This window comes from Terriglobus roseus (genome assembly GCF_900105625.1).
GTDB lineage: Bacteria > Acidobacteriota > Terriglobia > Terriglobales > Acidobacteriaceae > Terriglobus > Terriglobus roseus_B.
In genome coordinates, this window is record NZ_FNSD01000001.1 from 2,756,006 (window position 1) to 2,779,472 (window position 23,467).

The window sequence follows — 23,467 nt, forward strand, 5'->3', positions numbered from 1 at the left end:
TTCATAAAATGGGGTGCCCCGCGTCTCGCTTCTGAGACGTGGGTTTTCGCCTTCCGTAGAAAGTATCGGGATCACCGAACCACGTCTCAAAGGCGAGACGTGGGGCACCCGCTCTTACGTCAACCGACGTGTTGCGAAAGGGAGAGGATGTTGCCGTCCGGGTCGGTGAACCACGCGACCTTATCGCCGCCCGGTGCGGACCAGATGCCGAGATCGTCCTGTTGCAGGAAGCCGAAGCGGCTGAAGACGACGCCCTTAGCCGTCAGCGACTTTACGTCGTCTTCGATGGAGGTCGTCTGCCACCCCAGGATGGTGAATTGCGCTGGCGTCACCGCAGCCATCTTCACCAGGCGCATCATGTTGTCGCCGCTCTGAAAGACGAGCGCGAAGCCGTCGTCCTTCACGAACTCCAGGCCCACGGTGTCGCGATAGAAAGCGATAGCGCGCTCCATGTCTGTGATGGGAACAAAGCCGATCAAATTGCCGGGTGCTGCCATCGACCGCCTCCTGAAATGGCTCTACTGCACGCTGCCGCTGATCTCGTCGATGGGGCCGTCCAGTTCGGCCTCCATGCCGCCGCGAAGCTGCTCCAGGAAGTCCTCGGCATCCACCTGGTCATCCTGCTGAGCGTGTGCTTCGGCGATATGGCGTGCCAGGTCAGCCAGAAGCACGCCCCAGGCGGAGGGCTCTTCCCACATGCCGAACGCCAGCGCTACGTGCTGCTCGCCGCCAGCGATCCAGACGCGCAAAATCTCCAGCGAGCGAGGGTCGCGCGAGGCGGCGGCGGGAATGGGCAAAGCATCTTTTTGGGACATGAACGAGGGAATCCTCCGTGACCAACACGATACCTCAGAGACGTCCGGTGCCGTGAGAGTGCTGCGCGATGCTCGCACACCGGTCTCCCGCTCGTGCGCCGCGAGAAGATTTCCTCAGATCAAGAAAGATCGCAGGAAAAGTCGTTCATTACTAAGTGTGTGCACCGAATTCGACGCATATTCTACCTCGCGTCGGCGGCTTCAAAACCGCCTATCCTGAGTAGGTACAGGCGCACCTTGGTGCGTCGTCTCGAAGGTTTCTCATATGGCAACATTTCTCCAGATCGTCGAGCGCGACGGACTTCCAGCCTCCGTTCACACGGAGCGCGTCATCCTTGGCTCCATGCTGTCCGACCCCGTGGCGGTTGTTGATGCTACGGCAAAGCTGCAGGCAGACGACTTCTCGCTGGACTCTCATCGCCGCATCTACGGTGCCATGCTGGAGTTGTCGGAGCTGGGCCATGCCATCGACTTCATCACCGTCTCCGAAATCCTGATCCGGCGAAGGGAGCTGGAGGCGGTAGGCGGCCGGCCGTATGTGATGTCGCTTGCCGAGGATCTGCCGCGGCACCTGGCCATTGAGAGCTACGTCCAGGTCGTGAAGGACAAGAGCATCATGCGGAAGCTGATGCAGGTATGCGAGCTGGGCATGAACCGCGCCGCCGACCAGACCGAGATCTCGATGGACGTGCTGGGCGACGTCGAGAACCGCCTGATGGAGATCAGTGAGGGAGCCATCAAGCGTGGCTTCTCTGACGTCGGGCAGATCGTCTCGGAGAGCTTCGGATCGATCGATCAACTCTACGAGCAGGGCCGCGAGATCACCGGCCTGGAGACGCACTACACCGAGTTCGACCGTATGACCAGCGGCCTGCAGAAGGCTGACCTGATGATCATTGCGGCACGCCCTTCTATGGGCAAGACGGCATGGGCTATCAACATTGCGCAGAACTGCGCGGTGCGTGATGCGAAGGTGGTCGCGGTCTTCTCGCTGGAAATGTCGAAGGAATCGCTGCTCCGACGCATGCTCGCCAGCGAAGCACTGGTGAACTCGCGCAAGATTCAGACAGGTTTCCTGCCCAAGGAAGACAAGCAGAAACTGATCAACGCGCTCGACCGCCTGATGAGCAGCAAGATGTTCATCGATGACACACCCGGCATCACGCTGACGGAGATGCGTGCGAAGGTGCGCCGCCTGAAGCAGCAGGAGGGGCAGCTCGATCTCATCATGATCGACTACCTGCAGCTCATGACGATTGCCTCGCAGGGCCCGGGCGGCAAGCGGCCTGAGAATCGAAACCAGGAAGTGTCGCAGATCTCACGCGGCCTGAAGGCGCTTGCGAAGGAAATGAATGTGCCCGTCGTCGCGCTGTCGCAGCTGTCGCGTGGCAGTGAACAGCGGCAGGGCGACAAGAAGCCGCTGCTGAGCGATCTTCGCGAGTCCGGATCGATCGAGCAGGATGCCGACGTCGTCTGCTTCATTCACCGCGAGGAGTATTACGACCGCGAGAACGAAGATATTAAGGGACAGGCAGAGATCATCATCGCGAAGCAGCGTAACGGTCCGACCGGCACCGTGAAGATGGCTTATCTTTCCGACTTCACACGCTTTGAGAATCTTGCAAGCGGCACGCCGGGCGGCGACTACTAAGGAGTCGCCCGCACCAGTTCCATCGCGCTCGCGGCTTTTACGGTGATGCCTGTGGTTCCTGCAGGCACGATCACGGAGGATCCTGCGGGCATCAGGACGCGTGCTTCGTCGCTGACGACTTCCGCATCGCCGTACAGCGCCATCAGGCAGTGTGGCTCGTCAAGTACGTCGTTCAGGTCGATGGTGTCACCGGCCTGCAGTTGGAAGCTGTCGACGGTGAAGTACTGCTCTTCGATCAGGCGTGTTCCAGTGCGGCCACCCACTTCAATCGGCTTGGGCGCGATCTTGCCTGCCCGTGTGTCCGCCTTGCTGACGGCGAGACCCTTTTCCAGATGCAGTTCACGTGGACGGCCATAGTCATACAGGCGATAGGTGGTGTCGCTGGTCTGCTGAACCTCGAGGATCGTGACACCGGGTCCAATGGCGTGGACGGTACCGGCGTCGACGAAGACCATGTCGCCCTTGGCGACAGGCAGATGCTCCAGCAGGTCTTCCGCTGTGCCATCGGCAATCGCGGTGCGCAGGTCGGTGACAGCGACACCTGCTCTCAGACCGCAGGCCACGGTGGCGCCAGGCTCGGCTTCCAGGACGTACCAGCACTCCGTCTTGCCACGGCCAATGCCCATTGCGGCTGCTTCCTCGTCGTTGGGATGCACCTGCACAGAGAGCTTCGCATCTGGGAACAGCAGCTTCACCAGTAATGGGAATTCCGCGTCTGCGGATGCGGGACCCAACAGTTCCGCCGTGTGTTCCGTTGCGATAGCCCCCAGTGTCATGCCGGCATAAGGGCCGTCATTCGCAACGCTGGCGGGACCGGTCAGCCAGGCCTCGCCGATTGGCTCTGCTGCTGCGTCGCCTTGGGGCACTGCAGTGGGGTACCAGGGCGAAAGATCGGGGCGGCCCCAGGTGCGGCTCTCAAACTTTGGGTGCAGACGGAAGGGTGGCAGCGTGCTCATGGACTCTATTGTCTTCCATCAGCGTTTGCTTTTCATCTCGTCGCTTGTTCGTGCAAAAGACTTTCTGTCTGGAGACATCACTGCTAGCCTGTGGCGTATGCGACTTCTTCCCGCTCTCCTTCTCTGCTGCACCGCAGTGCCGGCCCTTGCGCAGCCTGCACCCGTTGCAGACCGCGTTGCACAACAGAACGCGCTCTTTGAGGAGTACTTTCAGGCGAACCTGAAACGGAATCCGACCAGCGCAACTTCGCTTGGAGACTTCCGCTACAACGCGCTGCTGGCCGAGGTGTCGCTGGATGCCATCGCGAAAGAGCACGCAGACAGCGATGCATTTCTCGCACGCCTGAAGGCTATCCCCACCACCGGCATGGACGACACGGACCTCACGTCGCACCAGTTGCTCGTGCGTCGCCTGGAGCAGTCTGATGTCAGCTACAGCCTGAAGAACTACGAGATGCCGGTGAACCAGCAGAGCGGCGTTCACACCGGACTGGCTGACCTGCCACTCTCCGTGCCGTTCGATTCGGTGCAGCACTACGAGGATTACATCGCGCGTCTGCATGCGATTCCGCGTGTGTTGAAGCAGACCGCCGAGGTGATGCGCCAGGGCTTGAAGGATGGCCTGATGCCGCCGAAGCTCATCACGGACAAGCTTGCAGGACAGTGTGACGGCATCGTTGCCGCCGACCCGTTCCTCTTGCCGCTGAAGAAATTTCCGGCGAGCTTCAGCGATGCGGATAAGGCGAAGCTCACGGAGGCGATGACCTCTGCGGTCAACACGGATGTTCTCCCGGCGTACAAGCAGTTTGCGACATTCCTGCGGGAGGAGTACGCGCCCAAGGGCCGCACGGCGCTCTCCATCGAGAGCCTGCCGGATGGCAAGCGCCGCTACGCAGAAGCGGTGAAGCAGATGACCACGCTGGAGGTGACACCGGCGCAGGTGCACGCCATCGGCCTCAGCGAAGTGAAGCGCATTACGGAAGATATGACCGTGCTTGCGAAGAAGGCGGGCTACAAGGATCTGGCAAGCTGGCGCGCTGCCATCAATGCGGACCCTAAGTGGAAGCCGACGAGCGAGGAACAGATCGTCGATGACTTCGCAAAGTACATCCACCAGATGGAGCCAAAGCTGCCACAGCTCTTCAACCTGCTGCCGAAGTCTCCCGTTACGGTCGAGGCTATTCCCGACTTTGCCGCAGCCGAAGCTACGCACTACAACGCAGGCTCGCCCGATGGAAAGCGTCCTGGTCGAGTCGTCGTGGCAGTCGCCAATCCCACCACACGCACGCTGGTGCTGGATGAGGCGGTGGCGTATCACGAGGGCGTGCCCGGACACCACAACCAGATCAGCGTAGCGCAGACCTTGAAGGGTCTCCCGAAGTTCCGGCTGCGCGGCGGATACACCGCATACACCGAAGGCTGGGCGCTCTATGCGGAGGAGCTTGGCAAGGAAGTGGGCTTCTACCAGGATCCGATCTCTGACTATGGCCGCCTGAACTCCGAGCTGTTCCGTGCGGTGCGGCTTGTGGTCGATACGGGTATCCACGATCTTGGGTGGTCACGCGAAAAGGTGATCGCATACATGCACGAGAACGACGTGAACGATGCCCTGGCGCAGACGGAGACGGATCGTTACATCGCATGGCCAGGACAGGCGCTCGCGTACAAGATGGGACAGCTTGAAATTCGCAAGCTGCGCGATAGAGCCAAGGCAAAGCTCGGCGCCAGGTACGACATTAAGGCCTTCCACGATGAAGTGCTCGACGGCGGCGCGATGCCCCTCGATGTACTGGATGCGCGCGTCTCCAAGTGGATTGATCAGCAGGCTGCAGCGAAGTAGGCTGCAGCGGTGCTGCTCGATCGCACCGAGGGATACTGTCGCACACGGCGCGTCGCGCATAACCCAAGACGTTGCCCTGGGCTGGGAAGGCGTGGGCCCTCAGCCTGTTGATTCGAAGCTCCCGAACTTAAACCCAGCGACCTCTGTCACGTGCAGTAGGGCGCTGAAAGACAAACGTCTCAGCGGGACGCGCTTTAGCCAATCGCGGATCGCAGTGTGGCCGCTGCGGATTCCGGCGTGATGTCACGCTGCGGTGAGCCAAGAAGCTCAAAGCCCACCATGAACTTTCGCACCGTCGCAGAGCGCAGCAGCGGTGGATAGAAGTGCGCGTGCAACTGCCACTCGGGATGCGGTTCGTCATCGCATGGAGCACCGTGAAAGCCCATGGAATAGGGGAAGGGCGCTTCGAAGACGCGGTTGTAGCCCGCGGTCACCTGCTTCAGCATCTCCGCGAGACCCTCGCGTTGCGATGTGCTCAGCGCGCTGATGGAGGTCACGTGTTCGCGCGGCAGCAGTAGCGTTTCAAACGGCCACACTGCCCAGAAGGGAACGAGCGCGACCCATGCCTCGTTCTCTGCGACGATGCGCTCGCGTTGCTGCAGCTCGGTGCGCAGGTAGGCCATCAGCAGCGGCTCACCGTGTTGTGTGAAGTGCGCCATCTGTGCGCGGGTCTCGGTGGCTGGCTCGTTGGGCACGTGTTCGGTGGCCCAGATCTGCCCATGCGGATGCGGGTTACTGGCACCCATCATGGCACCACGGTTTTCGAAGACCTGGACGTAGCGAATCTCGGGATGTGCGGCCAGTTCTACTTCCTGCTGGGCCCACACGTCGACGACACGGCGAATCGCAGGCACTTCCATCGTCGCCAGTGTGAGGTCATGCCGCGGGCTGAAGCAGAGGACGCGGCAGATGCCACGCTCTGTCTCGGCGCGCAGCAGGCCGTTGATGTCCTGGTCGATCTGCGGCGCTTCGGGTTTCAGGGCCGCGTAGTCGTTGGTGAAGACGAAGGTGCCATCGTACTGGGGCGTCTGCTCACCGCCGGCGCGTGGGTTGCCGGGACACAGGTAGCAGGCCGGGTCATAGTGCGGCACCGAGGCCGTTGCGATGTCCTCGGTCTGACCCTGCCACGGACGCTGTGTGCGATGCGGCGATACCAGGACCCACTCTGCCTTGAGTGGGTTCCATCGGCGGTGGGGCGATTGCAGCAGGATGTCGTTCACGCGTTGCGCTCCAGGCGTGCCACTGCACCGTCGGACGGGGTGCATCGGTAAATTTCCGCATCTATCTGATAACGCTTACGATACGCCGACGCGAGATCTCTTTGAAACGATTCAGCCGCCGTCGTTAAGACCAGGTTTACGGTGCAGCCGCCGAAGCCGCCGCCTGTGAGACGGGAGCCATAACAACCGTACAGAGTGACTGCGGTTGCGGCCAGAAAATCTATTTCCGCCACACTGTCCTGGAAGTCGTCGCGCTGGCTCGCGTGCGACCGATTCATGGCATCACCCAGTGCTGCGGCATCGCCGCGCTTCATAGATTCGGCTGCTTCGCGGACCCGGGCATTTTCAGTGATGACGTGCTTGCAGCGCAGGTAGGACTCCGCCGGGATTGCGGAGCGGCAGGCCTCGAGCTGTTCCATGGAAGCGTCACCGAGGTCGCGCACCTGCGGGTAGGCCTGACAGATGGCGGCCTGCCCCACCTCAAGCTCGTTGCGGCGCGTGCCGTAGTCGCCATTGGCGATCGAGTGTTTCACCATGGAATTCGCGACGACGACACTGCACTCCGCAAGTGCTCCGGAGTTCATGGGCAAGTGCTCAAACGACAGGTCGCGCGTGTTCAGCAGAAGCGCATGGCCCTCTATAGCGGCGGTCACAACGAACTGATCCATGATGCCGCACGGCGATCCTACATATCGGTTCTCCGCACGCTGGCAGAGCAGCGCCATCTCCTGCGCGGAGAGGCTTGCCTTGCTGTGGTGCAGCAGGGCAACGGTGGTTGCTACCTCGATGGAGGCGGACGAACTGAGCCCCGCTCCGAGCGGTACATCGCCATCCAGATTCAGCGAGAACGGTGGAACCTCAAGGCCCAGCGCCAGCAACTCACGCAGAACGCCCACGGGGTAGTCGCTCCAGTCATTGGCTTTGGGTGTGTCATCACCGGCATACGTATCGCGCGTGTTTTCGAAGGCGGTTGAGGTGAACCGGTAGCCCGCGTCTGCCGCGCTGATGGATGCGGTCGTCGCAAAGGGAATGGCCATGGGCAGTACCAGGCCGCCGGTGTAGTCCGTGTGCTCGCCCAGCAGGTTCACGCGACCCGGGGCTGTGTACTGCATGCTGCAATGTTTGACCGGTACCAGGGGACACCTCTCGCTCAGCAGGATATCGCGGGCTTGCGCTCCTTGGCCCGCCACTTGCAAGTTGTAGCCGCTGGCGTATCCTTCTCCCCGGACATTCATCTGCACTTTTGGAGTAAGCAAAATGCGCCGACTCGCGCTCTCGTTGATCGCCCTCGTCACACTGTTGCCGGTTGCCCGCGCACAGTCCAAACCCATGCTGGCCGCAACACCACCGATGGGATGGAATAGTTGGAACTGGTTCGCCGGCAAGGTCACGCAGGAGGATGTAAAGCAGGCCGCTGACCTGATCGTCTCCAGCGGCATGCGCGATGCAGGCTACGTCTACGTCAACATTGACGACACGTGGGAGGGCAAGCGCGATGCCAGCGGCGTGCTGCACACGAACGAAAAGTTCCCGGACATGAAGGGGCTTGCCGACTACGTCCACAGCAAGGGCCTGAAGCTTGGCATCTACAGCGGACCGGGCGACCAGACATGCGCCCACTACGAGGCGAGCCTAGGCCATGAGCAGCAGGACGCCGATCTGTATGCGTCGTGGGGGATCGACTATCTGAAATACGACCTGTGCGGCTTCCGCACCAAGATGAACGCGGATGCGCCCAACGACAAGCTGAAGCAGAACGCGATGATGCGCGATGCCTACATGAAAATGCACGACGCGCTGGTGAAGACGGGCCGGCCTATCGTGTACAGCCTTTGCCAATACGGCTTTGATTCCGTATGGCAGTGGGGCGCAGAGGTGGGCGGCAACCTGTGGCGCACCACGGATGACGTGAAGGAGAACTTCCCCAGCATCGCGCTCATCGCCAACAGCAACGTCGGTCTGGGCAAGTACGCAGGTCCCGGTCACTGGAACGATCCGGACATGTTGGAGGTCGGCAACGGCAAGCTGACGCTGGATGAGAACCGCACGCACATGGGCATGTGGGCGATGCTCGCCGCGCCGTTGCTGGCAGGCAACAACCTGACCAAGCTGACATCGGAGATCACCGGCGTCCTGACCAATCGTGAGGTCATCGCCATTGACCAGGACTCGCTGGGACGTCAGGCAGAGCGCGTCTACCAGGAGGGACCAGTGCAGATCTGGTCGCGTCCTCTGGCCGATGGTGGACGCGCACTCGCGATCATCAACTTCGGCGAAGACACCACGTTCCTTCGCGGTATCCCATTGCACCTGAAAGAGGCGGGTGTAACTACCGGCATGAAGGCACGCGACGTCTGGGCGGCGAAGGACCTCGGCGCTATCAAGGACGACTACAAGGTCGTGCTACGGCGGCATGAGATGCTGCTGCTCCGCTTCTCAAAGTAACGGAACAAGACAAACCCGGATGCCCCATTTTCTCCGCGCTTCATTGCGGAAGGTGGGGCATTCGAGCGTAGTGCGCGAACTTTACGGTGGTGGTGCGGTCGAGCTCGCGCGAAATTCCACTCATGCGCATGGAGCGCGCATGGGATGGAACACCCCTACGTTGCACCAATTCGGGGAATGACTAGTGCGAGTGACCGGCGTGCGCGTGGGCTTCCATGGTGCAGAAGACGGTGGGTGCGTGGGCCATCTTGCACAGGCCGTTCTCTTCCGGCTGGATGGTGGCGTGCTCGATGCCGAAGTCGTCGTGCAGCATTCTGTCGATCTTTGCCACGACCGCTGTGGTCTCCAGCAGTGTGTATTCGGCAGGCAGAGCGACGTGGCAGCTCAGAAGATTGCGGCCTTCGCCCACGGTCCACACATGAACGTCGTGCACGCCGCAGACGGGATCGATGCCACCAATGCGTGCGGCCATCTCTTCGACATCCAGACCCTTGGGAGCCTTTTCCATCAGGACGTCGCTGGCATCGCGGACGATCCCAATCGCCGACCAGAAGATGAAGACAGCGATCATCAGCGAGACAATCGGATCGGCGTAGAGCCATCCGGTGTAATGCACAATAACGCCGGCGAGGACGACAGCGACGGCAGAGAGTGCATCGCCTGCCATGTGGATGAACGCGGCGCGGCTGTTCAGGCTGTGCTTTGCATCGCCCGCGAGAGCAAGTGCGATGACCGTATTCATGAGCACGGAGATACAGGCGACGCCGATCATCAGGTTGCCCGTGATGGCTTCCGGATGGCGGAAGCGCCCGACGGCCTCAATGGCGATCCAGATCGCGATGACGACGAGGGTGCTGGAGTTGAAGAGGGCGGTCAGTGTGGAGATGCGGATGTAGCCGTAAGTGTGTCGCCCCGCAGCAGGCTTCTTGATGGCCGCGACGGCATACGCAGCAAGGCCGAGCGCGACGGCATCGCTCACGTTGTGGCCCGCGTCCGAGAGCAGCGCAAGCGAGTGAGAAATCAGACCGGCGATCGCCTCACCCGCACAGAACAGAAGCGTGACGACGAGCGAGATCCACATGCGTTTACCGCTGGTGGGCCCATGCACATGTCCATGCCCGCTGTGATCGTGATCGTGCGCCATGACCCTCCTGCGTTCCAAGCTCTTTCAGGGTAGCCCCTGGGCAGCAGTCACGGTAGGTTCACCGCGACGTTTCCCATTTATGGCACAATCTGCTCTGTCCCACCATCAAGGCTCGCAGAGGATTGGATGACTTATCGCGGCACCTGGACTGTGGTTCATGGCATGCTGTTTGGCGGCTTCTTCCTTTTGGCGGCCTATGCCATGGTGATGGAACTTTTTCGCGCCTGGCACGGTCCGGTCGCAGCACCCATGTCAGCACGCGGCCGACGGCTTGAGTCGACGTATCTCGCGGTAACGGCGTTGCTCGGCTGGCTGGCCGTGTTCTCAGGAACCTACATTGTCTATCCCTGGTACCGTGCCGTTCAGCCCGCGGGGGCCGATCTTCATGCGTATCCACGGTCGCTGCTGCTGGCTTCCGCGCAGACGGCGGGGCTGCACTCCCTTGGTATGGAGTGGAAGGAGCATGTAGCGTTCCTGGCGCCCATTGCGTTCACCATGCTGGCGTGGGTATTTGCGCGATATCCGGGTGAGATTCGCAGGCATCCCGAGGTGCGGCGGACGCTGCTTGGTTTCGGACTCGCAGCTCTGCTGGCCACAGCCGTGCCCGCAGTTGTGGGCGCCTTCCTGAACAAGGCAGCTCCGACCGAGGGTACGAGAGCAGTGCCGGAACCACATGCGGTGGCTCGCCTGGAGGTGCGTTGATGCGACCTGCATCTGAACCAGGACTGGGGGGTGTGGCCGCGGCGATGGTGGCGGCAGGCGCCGGCTCATTCGCCATGGGTGTCTTCTACATCCTGGGCGCGCTGAAGCCGGCTTACTTCAACCTGTACAAGCCTTCGGGCGCGCTCTCAGGCGTCAGCACGGCTGCCATTGTGGTCTGGCTGGCAGTTTGGGCAGTGCTGGGGAAGCGCTGGCAGACACGGCCAATCCGCATGGGAGCAGCAGGAGCGCTGGCTCTGAGTCTGCTGGCGCTGGGTCTGCTGCTGACATATCCGCCCGTGGAACGGATGTTCTAAGCGTTGTTCCTCCCGCCCGGGATCATCATGGGCAGGAGGACCGGATTCGGTGGCTCAGTCGCCGCGACGGAGGCGGTTCAGGCCGTTGAAGGCGGCTACTTTGTAGCACTCGGCGAGTGTCGGGTAGTTGAAGACGGTCTCGACGAAGTAGTCGATATTGCCGCCGAGCGCCATGACAGCCTGGCCGATGTGCAGCAGCTCGCTGGCCCCTTCGCCGATGATGTGCACGCCGAGGATCGACTTGTTCTCACGATGGAAGATGAGCTTCAGACGACCCGTCGTGTCGCCACGGATCTGGCCGCGGGCGATCTCGCGGTAGTAGGCCACGCCCACTTCGTAGGGCACGTCTTCCTCTGTGAGCTGCTCTTCGGTCTTGCCGAGGAAGCTGATCTCCGGAATCGTCCAGATACCGTACGGGTAGAAGCTCGGGTTCGACAGGATGCTCTCGTCACCGAAAGCGCGAGCGGCTGAGATGCGGCCCTGCTCCATCGATACCGAGGCAAGCGACGGGAAGCCGATGACGTCGCCGACGGCGAAGACCGAGGGACACTTCGTCCGGTAATCCTTGTCGACGGGGATGCGACCGCGGCTGTCGGATTCCACGCCAATGTTGCCGAGCTGCAGCTCATCCACGTTGCCCTGGCGACCGACGGCGTACAGCAGCGCGTCGCCCTGGACCTTCTTTTTGCTCTCAAGCAGCGCGGTCACAGTGCCGTCTTCGTTCTCGACGACGGACTCCACCTCTTCGTTGAGGCGCATGGTGACGCGGCTGTCGCGCAGGTGATAGCTGAGCGCTTCGACGATCTCCTGATCCGCAAACTCCAGCAGGCGCGGACGGCGCTCAATGAGCGTGCAGCGAACGCCGAGTGCCGCAAACATACAGGTGTACTCGACGCCGATGACGCCGCCACCGACGATGATCATCGTCTTGGGCAGCTGCTTCAGATCCAGCACAAGATCGCTGTTGATGATGGTGGTGCCATTGATGGGCACCTTGTCGCTGGCTGCCGGCTTGGTGCCGGTGGCAATGATGATGTTCTTCGACTCGTAGACGTTGTCGCCGCGCGAGTTCGTCACCTTCAGGTGTGTCGGGTCGACGAACGATGCGGTGCCCGTGAACATGTCGATATTGTTGCGGGACAGTTGCGCTTCGGTGACGTCAATCTCGGTCTTGATGACATGCTGCACACGGAAGGCGAGATCCGCCATCGTGATGCGCTCTTTCACGCGATAGTTCATGCCGTAGATCGAGCGGTAGTTGTAGCCGCTCAGGTGAAGAACGGCTTCACGCATGGTCTTGGAAGGGATCGTGCCGGTGTTGATACAGGCACCGCCGACGACTTCGCGCATCTCGATCAGCGCTACTCGTTTGCCCAACTTCGCACCATAGATAGCGGCGCGTTGTCCCGCGGGTCCGGAACCGATGACGATCAGGTCGTACACATTGCCCGTTGGTGCACTGCTCATGGCGATGGCGGCTTTCCTCTGGTTGGCAGGACGCGGCGCGCTTTTCTCTGCGGTTCGTGGTGCATAAAAGGCCGGTTCAGAAGAGCCGCTGTTGTGCGATTTTTCTGCCGGGTTTCGGACTTCAGGCTACCACAGCAACCCCGGCCATTCTGTGAAGCGCAACGCTTGCGCAGGCAGAATGGGTCACTTGATTAACGACGACTTGCGACAATTCCTCACAACACACGTGCTGCGGCTACACTTGGTTGCGAGTTTGTCGCGGCCGCGAACTATACCCGCTGCCAGACCCTTATCGACCACATTCGCAAGGGAGATCAGCCGCGTGAAGGAGTTTCGTCGCGAGTTTCTACGCAGAGCCGGACTCACCGCAGCCGGGGGCGCGGTCACACTGGCGCAGCCAGCGCTGGCACAGTCACCGGCGCGCAAGGCTGCAGTCGCAACCGCAGCGCACGAGGCGTACTTCAACGTCCGCACATACGGCGCAACGGGCGATGGTGTCACCATCGACTCGCCTGCGGTCAACCGAGCGATCCAGGCGGCAGCGAACGCTGGCGGCGGAACCGTCGTCTTCCCGGCTGGCGTCTACGCGTGCTTCTCCATTCGCCTCAAGAGCAACGTGGCGCTCTTTCTGCAGCAGGGCGCGACGATCCTCGCCGCTCCCATCGCTCGAGACGGCGTCGCGACGGGCGGTTACGACGCTGCCGAGCCGCAGAATCCCGCGATCGAGCCTTATCAGGACTACGGTCACAATCATTGGCACAACTCGCTGCTGTGGGGCGAGAACCTGCATGACATCGGCATCTTCGGCCCCGGATTGATCTGGGGCAAGAACCTCAGCCGTGGCCACGACGACGACGCTGAACTTCCGCTCAGCGGCAAGCCCGGCGTCGCCAACAAGGCGATCGCGCTCAAGAACTGTCGCAATGTCATCCTCAGCGACTTCTCCATGCTGCAGGCCGGGTGGTTCGGCATCCTGGCGACCGGCGTCGACAACCTGACCATCGACAACGTCAAGATCGACACCAATCGCGACGGCATCGATGTGGACTGCTGCCGCAACGTGCGCATCAGCAACTGCACGGTGAACTCGCCGTGGGACGACGGCATCTGCCCGAAGAGCAGCTTCGCGCTGGGCTACGCGCGGCCCACCGAGAACGTCACCGTCACAGGCTGCTTCGTTACCGGCGGCTACCAGCTTGGCTCCGTGCTGGACGGCACGTGGAAGCGGCACGTCAATCCGGTGCGGTTCTTCGGGCACGGCCGCATCAAGTGCGGTACCGAGTCGAACGGCGGCTTCCTCAACATCACCATCAGCAACTGCATCTTCGAGCACTGTCGCGGCTTCGCGCTGGAGACGGCCGATGGCGCTCGGCTGGAAGACGTTACCTTCAGCAACATCACCATGCGTGGCGTGCGCGGCGCGCCGCTCTTCCTGCGGCTGCAGTCGCGCATGCGCGGGCCGAAGGAGATTCCTGTCGGAACGCTCAAGCGCGTGCTGATGAGCAACATTACGAGCCACGATGCGGACCCGATGCCGAGCATCTTCGCCGGCATTCCTGGGCACGCGCTGGAAGACATCCAGCTCAGCGACAGCTACTTCCACGCGGCTGCGCTCAGCAGCGTGGGCTCGTCCGCCGTGGTGAAGATGGACGCGGCCGACAAGGGCTTCGCATCCAGCGGCTTCGGACAGGCCGGCCCGGCGGCACTCGGTCCGGACGGCCTGCCGCAGGAGCTGCCGCAGGGCTATCCGGAGCCCAACATGTTCGGCGACGTGCCAGCGAGCGGGCTCTACGCTCGCCACGTTCGCGGACTGCAAGTCAGCAACGTGGAGTTCGCAACCGCCGCGCCGGACCCAATCACCGACGCAGCACCGAAGCCTCGACCGGCCTTGCTGGTGGTCGATTGCGACACCGTCGATCTCTTCCGGCTGCGGCTGCCACACCGAGTCCGCACCAACCAGTTCCGTCTGCACAACGTCCGCGACTTCCGTCTCTTCGGCTGCCAGTTCTACGGCGACCAGCAGATCGAGAGCGTTGACGACCACCTCGTCTAGCCGGCGCACTCGGCACTCGGAAGTCGACAGGCAAAACCGCTGCCAGCACCTGGCAGCGGTTTGTCGTCTGAGTCCAGACAGGCGGGGGGGCCCCCTCCCCCGGTTTCCCCTAAATATTAGATTCGAAACAGGTTGACGATTCCCGAATCGGCAAAAATCTGATTCGACACGGGTTACACGCAAAAAATCAGATTCGAAAGGACTTAGCCGCCACAGGGCATGGCGCACCGAATGCCCCGGCGACGGGGCGTGAGATGCGCCTATCTCAATTGTAGCGATCCCAAAGAAGTCACCGGCCAACTTTATCTCCTTGTGTTTTGTTGGAGATGGCTGGTTTGGGGGCTTGACAGCTTTTCCGTCCGCGTCCGGGCGCGAGCTACTGCTTCACGGCAATGGCCGAGATCTCAATCTTCGCGTCGCCGATGAGGCCCGCAACCTTCACGGTAGCCCGCGCAGGCTTGGGGTTGGGCATCAGCTTCTTGTAGACCTCATTCATGCGGGGGACGTCGTTCAGGTCCGTGATGTAGACGGTGACGTTGACCAGGTCGCTCATCTTGAAGCCGGCCTTCTCAACAAGCCGCTGGATGGCAGCAATAGTGTTGGCAGTCTGCTCCTCAATGGCAAGACCGTCCAGCTTGCCCTTCGTGGGGCCGCTGGTAGCCGGGCCCTGCTGGCCGGCGACGTAAAGCGTCTTGCCGGCGACAACAGCGTCCGAGAAGGGCATCTGCGGGTTGAAGTCGATGGCCTTGTTCGCCTGGGCGTGTACAGCAAAAGGGGCAGCGAGCAGAAGGGCGAGAGCGGCGCGGGTGACGTGTTTGGTCATGGGAAATGTTACATCTTGGAGTTGCAGGGGTAAGGCTGCGTAGCGAGGTTTGAGCGCAAGTGAGGTGCGAGAACGCCCCGAAGCGAGCGTGGATGTGCCGACTTCTTAGTGAGCTCTTTGCGAAATAGCATGCCAACGGACTCTCTTCTTTAGAGATGAATGGATCTGGAGTCGATAGCTTTCGCTGCGAGACTCCTGAGAACGATGGCTTTGAGCCCAAGCGCATCTATAGTGAGCCAACGAGATGGACAACGGAATGGAGCCAGTCATGCAGAGAGTTTCGTGGACCCGCGAACAACTCCTGATAGCTTTCAAACTTTACTGCGAGTTACCGTTTGGTCAGATGCATTCAAAGAATCCCGATATCGTCCGCATTTCGAAAGCACTCGGTAGAACTCCATCCTCGCTAGCGATGAAGCTGACAAACATCGCCAGTTTGGACCCAGCCATCTACCTTACTGGCCGTAAAGGGCTAACCGGCGCTTCCAAGGCTGATTCAGACATGTGGTTTGAGATGACAGACGACTGGGAGCGGTTCTGGTTGGTAGCAAAGCAGGCCTCAGATAGGGTTTCGGAGAATTCTCCTGATGTTCAAACCATAGTCGAACCGTCAGAGGGCGAAATCAGCTACGAAGGACAAACGAGGGAGGCGATGGCTCGCATACGAGTTGGACAGCCGCTGTTTCGGGAAAGCGTTCTGTCTGCCTATGACTACAAATGCTGTATCAGTGGAACGCATCTACGTGGACTGCTGGTAGCTAGTCACATCATTCCTTGGAAAGCTGACACTAAGAATAGGCTTAACCCTCGTAACGGACTTTGTCTTTCGGCGATTCATGATCGGGCTTTCGACGCTGGCCTTATCACTTTGGCGAAAGACTTCACTCTCTTGCTTTCAAGAGCGCTCGTTCGTAATGACAATGCATTCTTGAGATCTGCCTTTACGCAGTATGAAGGACAGGCGATTTCGCTCCCCGATAAGTTTCCACCCGACGCAGAATTCTTGAGCTACCACCGGAAGGAGATCTTTCTGCAATGAGCGCAGCTTGTAATGTCGAGTTCTCTTATCTCTATCGGGATGCGGGCAACTTCAAACAATATGGCCACGTCGTTTTCTCTAATCACTCAAATGCCACGTTAAAGGCGGTCACAGACCAGCTTTCGGCGGCTTTGATCGACGGCTTTTTCTTCGAGGCATCTGCTGCCAGAGTACCGGATCTCTTTTTTGATAAATTCCCGTTTAATCCAGACCTAGACCACAGCTGGCATGAATTTCACGCTATTTTCTTCACGGACAAAGACGTCGACGACGCTCACAGACGTGATGTATCAACGTTCTTGGAGCAAATGAAGCTCAACGGATAGTCAGTTAGAAGCCAATAAGTCTTGCGCTTTTTCCGCGAAGAGACTTGTCCTTGATACGGCACTACCGGAAATCAAATAACGCTACAGCTCAGGCATAGCGCCACTGTGGAAGGTCGCGGCCACAGGCAGCCACTCATCGTTAGGTATCACGAGGTTTGCCATGGGGTTCGATTGGAAGCTGCAGTTGCAGCGCTATGTGATCGAGGATGGGAGTGCGGAGCACTACGTGGGTGAGGTGTTCACCTGGGTGGCTGAATTTCATTGCGCGGCCGTGCTCGAACTCTCAACGGTGAGAGAAAGATTAGCGTTTCCAGTCGAGAGAAACCGTTATCGCGTGAATGCAGAGGTTATCTATATCTCACAAGACCCTCGACACGATTGCTGCGTTCTTGATTTCGGGATCACGGCAATATCGGAGACGGGATCGCTTCTCGGGGTGCCGCTTCCACCCGGGTGTCGAGAGGGAGATTACGTCGCCGGAGATGTTTGGTTGGAGTCTCCCCTTTGTACCTGCATTTAGCCTTACGACATCCGCCACAGATGGCGCGTGAAACGGATCACCGTGAGATCCCTGACACCGGGTCGCTGAAAGCTGAGTCGTACACCTTGCACTGCAGTCATGTTTCCGGCCCCGCTGCGGTGTTGGGTAAGCCACCCATCGATGAGAAGGCGCTGGTGTATCTGAAGCCACTTCGGGCGGGCGGAAGGTTCTGATGTGTGTTGAAGTTCGCGGCGAAATGCAATCTGTGATTGGGGTGTGGCTCTCAAGCAAGCAGGCGAGCTACGCGGATGTATGTGGGGTAATCCCTGAGATCGGTATCCAACCTTTCTGGCGAGCACTTAGGGTGCGGCGCGAAGGAGCGGAGGGTAGGTTACATAGGCAGCTGTCTGAAGAAGGCATTGGTTTGTACGCGCCAGCATTTCCGATCTTGTCGGGACTTGAGGAAATGCACGTCGACATTTCGTGGGTGGATGCGGAGAAGATTCCCGCTCTGCTTTACGAGATCGACATCGGTCGCGCTGCCTGCGAGGATCCGTGGGGGCAGGCCGTGTTCGATGCCCTTAAAGGATGCGCGACTAGGGCTCTGGCGGTGGCTGATGGGATTAGTCTTTCACCCTGCTGGTGAGTTGAAGGTGGACAAGGCCAGCCGCGAGATTCTGTGATCGCGCGGGAAAAACTGCATCGTCCTCCAAAGGGCATTGGCCGCGCGTTTGTTTTGGGTGGGGTTTTATCGGCACGGCTGAAGCCGTGCCCTTCCGAATGGGGTCGCGCGCTGCGCGAATGGCCCGTGTCTAAGTGGCGAGACATGGGGCACCCGGATTGGTGGCCTACGGGCTGTTTGGAGTGGGGTGCCGGGGCTGAAGCCCGGCTTCTGGAGGATTGGGTGTTTCCGTGGCCTGAAGGCCACTGCTTTCTCCGGATCGTGCTCGCGCGATATTCCCATGTCTCAGGTGCGAGACATGGGGCACCCGATTCGTGATGCTTTGGGTAGTCGGAGAGGATTTTAGACTCGCGCTTTCGCGCGAATGCCCCGGCAGCCTGACCAACGGTGCAGTGGATTTGTGATTCCCTAAGCTCTTTGCAACCTGCACAATGACAGTGATTTCGTCGCTGGAGGTTGCTATCCATGATCCGTCTCGTTCTTCTCTGGAATGCTGTCCTTACCGTACTTGTTGTGGTCTTGCTGGTGGGCAATCGTCACGATCGCTCAGCCAAGCCGCCACTACAGGCGAGCGTACCGCAAGCCGACGTGTTGCGGGCGAGGCGTGTCGAGGTTGTGGATCACGAGGGGCATGTGACCGCAGAGTTTGGCGAGACTTTGGACGGTTCTGCGGCAGGGTTGTCGCTGTTCGATCCAAACGGACGAAGAGCAGTGACTCTCGCACTGAACGATCGTGGTTATGGGACGCTCTTCTTCCATGCGAAGAAGAGAAGTGGCAACGTCGCGGTCGGATACTTCACGGGAAGTGATCAGGTGGCCCCGCTTTCTGAGGAAGATCCCCTGGGAGGCTGGGGAATTCTCGTTCAAAGACCTGCTTTTGAGGCACCGCAAGTATTCGGCGTTCAGATCGACGGGAGACCAATTCCCACGTCGCCGTAGACGTCGAACCAGAGCCCTAGAGATTGCAATCCATGATCCGTCTCGTTCTCCTCTGGAATGCGGTACTTACTGTACTTGTTGCGGTGCTCCTCGTGAGCAGTCGCCACGGTCGCTTAGACAAGACATTATTGGAATGGATGTGAACGGGAATGAACTGCATTCAAATCACCTTGTCCTGAGTGCAGATCGTTGCTCGGTCGCCACGTCCTATCCTGTAGTTCCATAGGGACACCGGCCTGAACAGAAGGAAGGGCACTAGATGGGGGTTGAAGTTCGCGGAAACATGCAATCAGTAGTTCGTGTTTGGCTTTCGGGCAAGCGCACGAGTTACGCAGATGCATGCGGTCTGATCCCACATATAGGCATCTTGTCTTTTTGGAGAGCACTCGGAGTCCATGACTTCGAAGAGCGACTCCAGAAGGAGCTATTGGAAGGAGGCGTAGGTATCTTTGCGCCAGGTTTTCCGATCTTGTCAGAACTCAGCCAGATGCAGATCGACATTTCGTGGGTGGATGCGGAGAAGATTCCCGCTCTGCTTTGCGAGATCGACATCGGTCGCGCTGCCTGCGAGGATCCGTGGGGGCAGGCCGTGTTCGATGCCCTTAAAGGATGCGCGACTAGAGCTCTGGCGGTGGCTGATGGGATTCGTCTTTCACCCTGCTGGTGAGTTGAAGGTGGACAGGGCCAGCCGCGAGATTCTCTGATCGCGCGGCAAAAACTGCATCGTCCTCCAAAGGCATTGGCCGCGCGTTTGTTTTGGGTGGGGTTTTATCGGCACGGCTGAAGCCGTGCCCTTCCGAATGGGGTCGCGCGCTGCGCGAATGGCCCGTGTCTAAGTGGCGAGACATGGGGCACCCGGATTGGTGGCCTGCGGGATGTTTGGAGTGGGGTGCCGGGGCTGAAGCCCGGCTTCTTGAGCATTGGGGTGTTTCCGTGGCTTGAAGGCCACTGCTTTCCGGTTCGCGCTTTGCGCGAAGGCCCACTCATGACTATGGAGCTGTCATGAATGGGGCACCCGACTGGTGGGTGGCTCGGAGCGGGAACCCGTCGGGTTACTCGCCGATTTTTAGGACTGCCAGGAAGGCTTCCTGGGGGATGTCTACCTGGCCTATGCGCTTCATGCGCTTTTTGCCTTCTTTTTGCTTGTTGAGGAGCTTCTTCTTTCGGCTGATGTCGCCGCCGTAGCATTTTGCGATGACGTCTTTGCGGATGGCGCTGACGGTTTCGCGGGCTACGATTTTGGCTCCGATGGCGGCCTGGATGGCGACCTCGAACATCTGGCGCGGGATGAGTTCCTTCATCTTGTGGACGAGAGCCTTGCCGCGTTCGTAGGCGAAGTCGCGGTGGACGATGACGGAGAGCGCGTCGACGGGTTCGCCGCCGACGAGGATGTCCATCTTGACCATGGGGCTGGTCCACATGCCGCTGAGGTGGTAGTCGAGTGAGGCGTAGCCGCGGGATACGGACTTGAGCCGGTCGTAGAAGTCGAGGACGATTTCGTTGAGCGGGAGTTCGTAGGTGATCATGACGCGGTTGGCGCTGACGTACTCCATGTTCTGCTGCTTGCCGCGCTTTTCCTCGACGAGCTTGAGGATGTTGCCGACGTACTCCTCGTTGGTGAGGATTTTAGCGATGATGACGGGCTCTTCGATGCTCTCGATGGTGGTGGGATCGGGCCAGCGGCTGGGGTTCTCGACCTCGACCATGGCGCCGCCGGTGAGGTGGATCTTGTAGCGCACGCCGGGCGCGGTGGTGATGAGGTCAAGGCCGAACTCGCGCTCGAGGCGCTCCTGGATGATCTCCATGTGGAGCAGGCCGAGGAAGCCGCAGCGGAAGCCGAAACCAAGGGCTACGGACGACTCCGGTTCGAAGGAGAAGCTGGCGTCGTTGAGCTTGAGTTTTCCTAGCGCCTCGCGTAACGCCCCGTGCTCGTGCGATTCGATGGTGTAGAGGCCGGCGAAGACCATGGACTTGATGTCTTCAAAGCCGGGGAGCATTTCGGTGGCGGGCTCGGCGGGGTCGGTGATGGTGTCGCCGACCTTGGTGTCTGCGACGTCTTTGATGGTCGCGACGAAGAAGCCGACTTCGCCTGCGGAGAGCTCTTTGATCTCGACGGCCTTGGGCGTGAGGACGCCCATGGATTCGACGTCGAAGACCTTGCCGTTGCTCATGAGCTTGATGCGCTGGCCGGTGCGGAGAACGCCGTTGATGACGCGGGCGAGCACGATGACGCCCTTGTAGGGGTCGAACCAGCTGTCGAAGATGAGTGCCTGGAGCGGCTTGGTGGCGTCGCCCTGCGGTGGTGGCAGGAGGGTGACGACGGCCTCGAGGATGTCGGCGACGTTGAGGCCGGTCTTTGCGCTGACGCAGATGGCATCGTCTGCAGGCAGGCCCACGGTGGTTTCGATCATCTCCTTGGTGCGCTGGATGTCGGCGCTGGGGAGGTCGATCTTGTTGATGATGGGCAGTATCTCAAGGCCGTTGGAGATGGCGAGATAGGCGTTGGCCAGTGTCTGCGCTTCAACGCCCTGGGTGGCGTCAACCACCAGCAGTGCACCCTCGCACGAGGCGAGCGAGCGCGAGACTTCGTAGGAGAAGTCGACGTGGCCGGGCGTGTCGATGAGGTTGAGCTGGTAGGTGATGCCGTCGGAGGCCTGGTACATCATGCGGACGGAGTGGGCCTTGATGGTGATGCCACGCTCGCGTTCGAGGTCCATGGCGTCGAGGACCTGGGCCTGCATCTCACGCTGGGTCAGCGAGCCGGTGAGCTCGAGCAGGCGGTCGCTGAGGGTGCTTTTGCCGTGGTCAATGTGCGCGATGATCGCGAAATTACGGATGTATTTGGGGTCCATGCGGTCTGTGGTTAGTTTACAGGGCTGGGGGTGGCGTGCCGGATCTGTCGTGGATCCCGGTGCTCATCGTTCCGGGTGCAGCCCTTGATGCTTGCGTGCGACCATAAGGGATGGCTGAGATTCCTCCCCGCAATATCAATGGACCGCGTATTCCCGATTTACGCCGCAAGTCGGCTGGTCCGGCTCGGCCGAGTAGTTCTCGCAACGGCGATGGTCCTGCTCGCCGTAGCGATGGTTTTGTTCGCAAGCCCGGTGGCGCGCAGCGTGGGTCCGATCCTCGCAAGCCGGTTGGGCGGACGCCGTGGGTGGATCGTGAGCCGAAGCTGCTGGAGGCCGATGAGGTTGGACCTGCTGCCGTCGTCAATCACAAGGCTGCGGACAAGCTGCGGGCCGGGCACCTTTGGGTGTATCGGACGGATGTTGAGGAGCTGATCCCCGCTCTGGGTGCGGTCGCGATGCCTGCGGGCGGGTTGATCACGCTGATGGATGCGCGGCGGATTCCGTTTGGGTCGGCGATCTATAGCGAGGCTTCGCTGATCGCGGCGCGCAAGGTTTCGGCCGAGCCGAAGATCCATCGTGGCGAGTACCTCGAAGATGTTGTGACACGGGTGCGTGCGGCGCTGGCGCTGCGTACGCCGATGCTGGCCGACGGATCGACTGACGCTGTGCGGCTGATCTTCTCTGAGGCGGATGACCTGCCGGGCATTGTGGCCGATCGCTATCGGAACCTGGTGATTCTGCAGTTGCTGACACAGGGCACGGCGCAGGACGACATGCGCGAGGTGCTGGCGCGTGAGCTTGCCGTGGACGGTGTCGATGTCATCATCGAGCGGCCCGATCCGCGGATTCGTGAGTTGGAGAAGCTGCCGGCGCCGTCGACGGAGCCTCTATTTGTTCGGGAAGGACACGCCGGACCGCCGAAGACGGAGTTCACACTGAACGGTCTGAAGCTGGGCTTCGATGCGAATGCCGGTCAGAAGACGGGCGCGTTTCTGGATCAGCGGATGAACTACGCGGCGGCTGCGTCGTATGCGCATGGCGAGGCGCTGGATATTTGTACGTACCAGGGTGGATTTGCGCTGCATATGGCGCGTGTCTGCACGCATGTGACGGGTGTGGATGCGAGCCGCAGCGCGCTGGAGACGGCGGAGGCGAATCTGGAGCGCAATCGCGCGCAGATCAATGCCCAGGTCGAGTGGATCGAGGCCGATGCCTTCGAATTGCTGCGCGCGTATGACACGGAGAAGCGGCAGTTCGACACCATCGTGCTGGATCCGCCGGCGTTTGCGAAGACAAAGCGTGCGGCCGAGGGCGCGATGCGCGGCTATAAGGAGATGAATCTGCGCGCGCTGCGGATGCTGCGTCCCGGCGGCACGTTGATCACCTGCTCCTGCAGCCACCACGTGTCACGCGAGGAGTTTACGGCGACGGTTGCCGAGGCCGCTGCGGATGCCGGCCAGCATGTGCGGATGTTGGAGACACGTGGCGCTGCACTGGATCATCCTGAGGTGCTGACGCTGCCGGAGACGGCCTATCTGAAGTGCCTGATTCTGCGCGTGGACTAGGCTAAATCCGCAAACATGATCGAAGAAGCCCGGCATCGTTGCCGGGCTTTTCCCGTCTGCGCCTCCAATCGGTCAGCCTTCCGGGCGATTCACAAAGGAAGCGCTGAACGCAGGAGACCGATTCGTTTACGACAGTGCTATGAATTGTCGGCA

20 protein-coding genes are annotated in these 23,467 nt (G+C 60.4%); 11 read left to right on the forward strand and 9 right to left on the reverse strand.

The features are described from left to right. Positions 1-119: 119 nt before the first annotated feature. Together BLW03_RS11340 and BLW03_RS11345 are read right to left on the reverse strand one after the other, a co-directional pair. Positions 120-497, reverse strand: a complete 378-nt coding sequence (locus BLW03_RS11340) for a VOC family protein (RefSeq protein ID WP_074654136.1) — start codon at positions 495-497, stop codon at positions 120-122. 21 nt (positions 498-518) lie between these two features. Next, complete coding sequence (locus BLW03_RS11345) at positions 519-815, reverse strand: DUF5076 domain-containing protein (RefSeq protein ID WP_074654138.1); 297 nt, start codon at positions 813-815, stop codon at positions 519-521. Positions 816-1,080: 265 nt separating this feature from the next. Between BLW03_RS11345 and dnaB the strand changes: the two genes are divergently transcribed. Continuing rightward, positions 1,081-2,466: a replicative DNA helicase gene (gene dnaB / locus BLW03_RS11350; protein WP_074654139.1), complete on the forward strand. Its 1,386-nt coding sequence runs from the start codon at positions 1,081-1,083 to the stop codon at positions 2,464-2,466. Here the strand turns inward: dnaB and BLW03_RS11355 are convergent. Then, the gene (locus BLW03_RS11355) at positions 2,463-3,422 is read right to left on the reverse strand and encodes a type I phosphomannose isomerase catalytic subunit (protein WP_074654141.1); all 960 of its coding nucleotides are present in this window, start codon (positions 3,420-3,422) and stop codon (positions 2,463-2,465) included. The genes dnaB and BLW03_RS11355 overlap by 4 nt on opposite strands. A 97-nt stretch (positions 3,423-3,519) precedes the next feature. Here BLW03_RS11355 and BLW03_RS11360 point away from each other — a divergent pair, with 97 nt between their 5' ends. Continuing rightward, complete coding sequence (locus tag BLW03_RS11360; RefSeq protein ID WP_074655954.1) at positions 3,520-5,262, forward strand: DUF885 domain-containing protein; 1,743 nt, start codon at positions 3,520-3,522, stop codon at positions 5,260-5,262. Positions 5,263-5,456: 194 nt separating this feature from the next. Here the strand turns inward: BLW03_RS11360 and BLW03_RS11365 are convergent, their stop codons facing one another. Beyond that, positions 5,457-6,482 carry a UDP-glucose--hexose-1-phosphate uridylyltransferase gene (locus BLW03_RS11365; protein WP_212733185.1) on the reverse strand — a complete coding sequence of 342 codons (1,026 nt, stop codon included), beginning with the start codon at positions 6,480-6,482 and terminating at the stop codon, positions 5,457-5,459. Then, complete coding sequence (gene galK / locus BLW03_RS11370) at positions 6,479-7,594, reverse strand: galactokinase (protein WP_074654144.1); 1,116 nt, start codon at positions 7,592-7,594, stop codon at positions 6,479-6,481. The genes BLW03_RS11365 and galK overlap by 4 nt, the downstream gene beginning before the upstream one ends. 145 nt (positions 7,595-7,739) lie before the next feature. Here galK and BLW03_RS11375 point away from each other — a divergent pair, with 145 nt between their 5' ends. Next, the gene (locus tag BLW03_RS11375) at positions 7,740-8,927 is read left to right on the forward strand and encodes a glycoside hydrolase family 27 protein (RefSeq protein WP_074654146.1); all 1,188 of its coding nucleotides are present in this window, start codon (positions 7,740-7,742) and stop codon (positions 8,925-8,927) included. A 181-nt stretch (positions 8,928-9,108) separates the two neighbouring features. On the opposite strand, the gene BLW03_RS11380 is transcribed toward BLW03_RS11375, so the two are convergent. Continuing rightward, positions 9,109-10,071 carry a cation diffusion facilitator family transporter gene (locus BLW03_RS11380; RefSeq protein ID WP_074654148.1) on the reverse strand — a complete coding sequence of 321 codons (963 nt, stop codon included), beginning with the start codon at positions 10,069-10,071 and terminating at the stop codon, positions 9,109-9,111. A 126-nt stretch (positions 10,072-10,197) separates the two neighbouring features. On the opposite strand from BLW03_RS11380, the gene BLW03_RS11385 reads away from it, so the two are divergent. After that, a complete protein-coding gene (locus tag BLW03_RS11385) occupies positions 10,198-10,773 on the forward strand; it encodes a hypothetical protein (protein ID WP_074654150.1) in 576 nt (191 codons plus the stop codon). Continuing rightward, entirely contained in the window at positions 10,773-11,087 is a 315-nt protein-coding gene (locus BLW03_RS11390) for a hypothetical protein (protein WP_074654152.1), read from the forward strand. The genes BLW03_RS11385 and BLW03_RS11390 overlap by 1 nt, the downstream gene beginning before the upstream one ends. A 54-nt stretch (positions 11,088-11,141) precedes the next feature. Here BLW03_RS11390 and sthA read toward each other — a convergent pair whose 3' ends face one another. After that, positions 11,142-12,554, reverse strand: a complete 1,413-nt coding sequence (gene sthA, locus BLW03_RS11395; RefSeq protein WP_074654153.1) for a Si-specific NAD(P)(+) transhydrogenase — start codon at positions 12,552-12,554, stop codon at positions 11,142-11,144. Between the two features lie 322 nt (positions 12,555-12,876). Between sthA and BLW03_RS11400 the strand changes: the two genes are divergently transcribed. After that, the gene (locus BLW03_RS11400; protein WP_074654155.1) at positions 12,877-14,607 is read left to right on the forward strand and encodes a rhamnogalacturonidase; all 1,731 of its coding nucleotides are present in this window, start codon (positions 12,877-12,879) and stop codon (positions 14,605-14,607) included. Positions 14,608-14,983: 376 nt separating this feature from the next. Here the strand turns inward: BLW03_RS11400 and BLW03_RS11405 are convergent, their stop codons facing one another. Further along, positions 14,984-15,430, reverse strand: a complete 447-nt coding sequence (locus BLW03_RS11405) for a RidA family protein (RefSeq protein WP_083350482.1) — start codon at positions 15,428-15,430, stop codon at positions 14,984-14,986. A 412-nt stretch (positions 15,431-15,842) separates the two neighbouring features. On the opposite strand from BLW03_RS11405, the gene BLW03_RS11410 reads away from it, so the two are divergent. From BLW03_RS11410 to BLW03_RS11430, 4 genes are all read left to right on the forward strand, one after another. Continuing rightward, entirely contained in the window at positions 15,843-16,469 is a 627-nt protein-coding gene (locus BLW03_RS11410; RefSeq protein ID WP_212733186.1) for an HNH endonuclease, read from the forward strand. Beyond that, the gene (locus BLW03_RS11415; protein WP_074654157.1) at positions 16,466-16,795 is read left to right on the forward strand and encodes a hypothetical protein; all 330 of its coding nucleotides are present in this window, start codon (positions 16,466-16,468) and stop codon (positions 16,793-16,795) included. The genes BLW03_RS11410 and BLW03_RS11415 overlap by 4 nt, the downstream gene beginning before the upstream one ends. A gap of 1,628 nt (positions 16,796-18,423) precedes the next feature. Then, on the forward strand, positions 18,424-18,897 hold the full coding sequence (locus BLW03_RS11425) for a hypothetical protein (protein ID WP_074654160.1): 474 nt from the start codon (positions 18,424-18,426) through the stop codon (positions 18,895-18,897). Positions 18,898-19,156: 259 nt separating this feature from the next. Next, the gene (locus tag BLW03_RS11430; protein ID WP_074654162.1) at positions 19,157-19,564 is read left to right on the forward strand and encodes a hypothetical protein; all 408 of its coding nucleotides are present in this window, start codon (positions 19,157-19,159) and stop codon (positions 19,562-19,564) included. A gap of 385 nt (positions 19,565-19,949) precedes the next feature. On the opposite strand, the gene lepA is transcribed toward BLW03_RS11430, so the two are convergent. Beyond that, positions 19,950-21,749, reverse strand: coding sequence for a translation elongation factor 4 (gene lepA, locus BLW03_RS11435; protein ID WP_074654163.1), 1,800 nt, complete (start codon positions 21,747-21,749; stop codon positions 19,950-19,952). A 305-nt stretch (positions 21,750-22,054) separates the two neighbouring features. Between lepA and BLW03_RS11440 the strand changes: the two genes are divergently transcribed. Then, positions 22,055-23,314, forward strand: a complete 1,260-nt coding sequence (locus BLW03_RS11440; RefSeq protein WP_083350726.1) for a class I SAM-dependent rRNA methyltransferase — start codon at positions 22,055-22,057, stop codon at positions 23,312-23,314. The last annotated feature ends 153 nt before the right edge of the window (positions 23,315-23,467 follow it).

What these genes read in the sequence shown, in the direction of transcription:
- BLW03_RS11340 (WP_074654136.1), bottom strand. Translation starts at nt 497, where the DNA reads ATGGCAGCACCCGGCAATTTGATCGGCTTTGTTCCCATCACAGACATG.
- BLW03_RS11345 (WP_074654138.1), bottom strand. Translation starts at nt 815, where the DNA reads ATGTCCCAAAAAGATGCTTTGCCCATTCCCGCCGCCGCCTCGCGCGAC.
- dnaB (WP_074654139.1), top strand. Translation starts at nt 1,081, where the DNA reads ATGGCAACATTTCTCCAGATCGTCGAGCGCGACGGACTTCCAGCCTCC.
- BLW03_RS11355 (WP_074654141.1), bottom strand. Translation starts at nt 3,422, where the DNA reads ATGAGCACGCTGCCACCCTTCCGTCTGCACCCAAAGTTTGAGAGCCGC.
- BLW03_RS11360 (WP_074655954.1), top strand. Translation starts at nt 3,520, where the DNA reads ATGCGACTTCTTCCCGCTCTCCTTCTCTGCTGCACCGCAGTGCCGGCC.
- galK (WP_074654144.1), bottom strand. Translation starts at nt 7,594, where the DNA reads ATGCAGTACACAGCCCCGGGTCGCGTGAACCTGCTGGGCGAGCACACG.
- BLW03_RS11375 (WP_074654146.1), top strand. Translation starts at nt 7,740, where the DNA reads ATGCGCCGACTCGCGCTCTCGTTGATCGCCCTCGTCACACTGTTGCCG.
- BLW03_RS11380 (WP_074654148.1), bottom strand. Translation starts at nt 10,071, where the DNA reads ATGGCGCACGATCACGATCACAGCGGGCATGGACATGTGCATGGGCCC.
- BLW03_RS11385 (WP_074654150.1), top strand. Translation starts at nt 10,198, where the DNA reads ATGACTTATCGCGGCACCTGGACTGTGGTTCATGGCATGCTGTTTGGC.
- BLW03_RS11390 (WP_074654152.1), top strand. Translation starts at nt 10,773, where the DNA reads ATGCGACCTGCATCTGAACCAGGACTGGGGGGTGTGGCCGCGGCGATG.
- sthA (WP_074654153.1), bottom strand. Translation starts at nt 12,554, where the DNA reads ATGAGCAGTGCACCAACGGGCAATGTGTACGACCTGATCGTCATCGGT.
- BLW03_RS11405 (WP_083350482.1), bottom strand. Translation starts at nt 15,430, where the DNA reads ATGACCAAACACGTCACCCGCGCCGCTCTCGCCCTTCTGCTCGCTGCC.
- BLW03_RS11410 (WP_212733186.1), top strand. Translation starts at nt 15,843, where the DNA reads ATGAAGCTGACAAACATCGCCAGTTTGGACCCAGCCATCTACCTTACT.
- BLW03_RS11415 (WP_074654157.1), top strand. Translation starts at nt 16,466, where the DNA reads ATGAGCGCAGCTTGTAATGTCGAGTTCTCTTATCTCTATCGGGATGCG.
- BLW03_RS11425 (WP_074654160.1), top strand. Translation starts at nt 18,424, where the DNA reads ATGATCCGTCTCGTTCTTCTCTGGAATGCTGTCCTTACCGTACTTGTT.
- BLW03_RS11430 (WP_074654162.1), top strand. Translation starts at nt 19,157, where the DNA reads ATGGGGGTTGAAGTTCGCGGAAACATGCAATCAGTAGTTCGTGTTTGG.
- lepA (WP_074654163.1), bottom strand. Translation starts at nt 21,749, where the DNA reads ATGGACCCCAAATACATCCGTAATTTCGCGATCATCGCGCACATTGAC.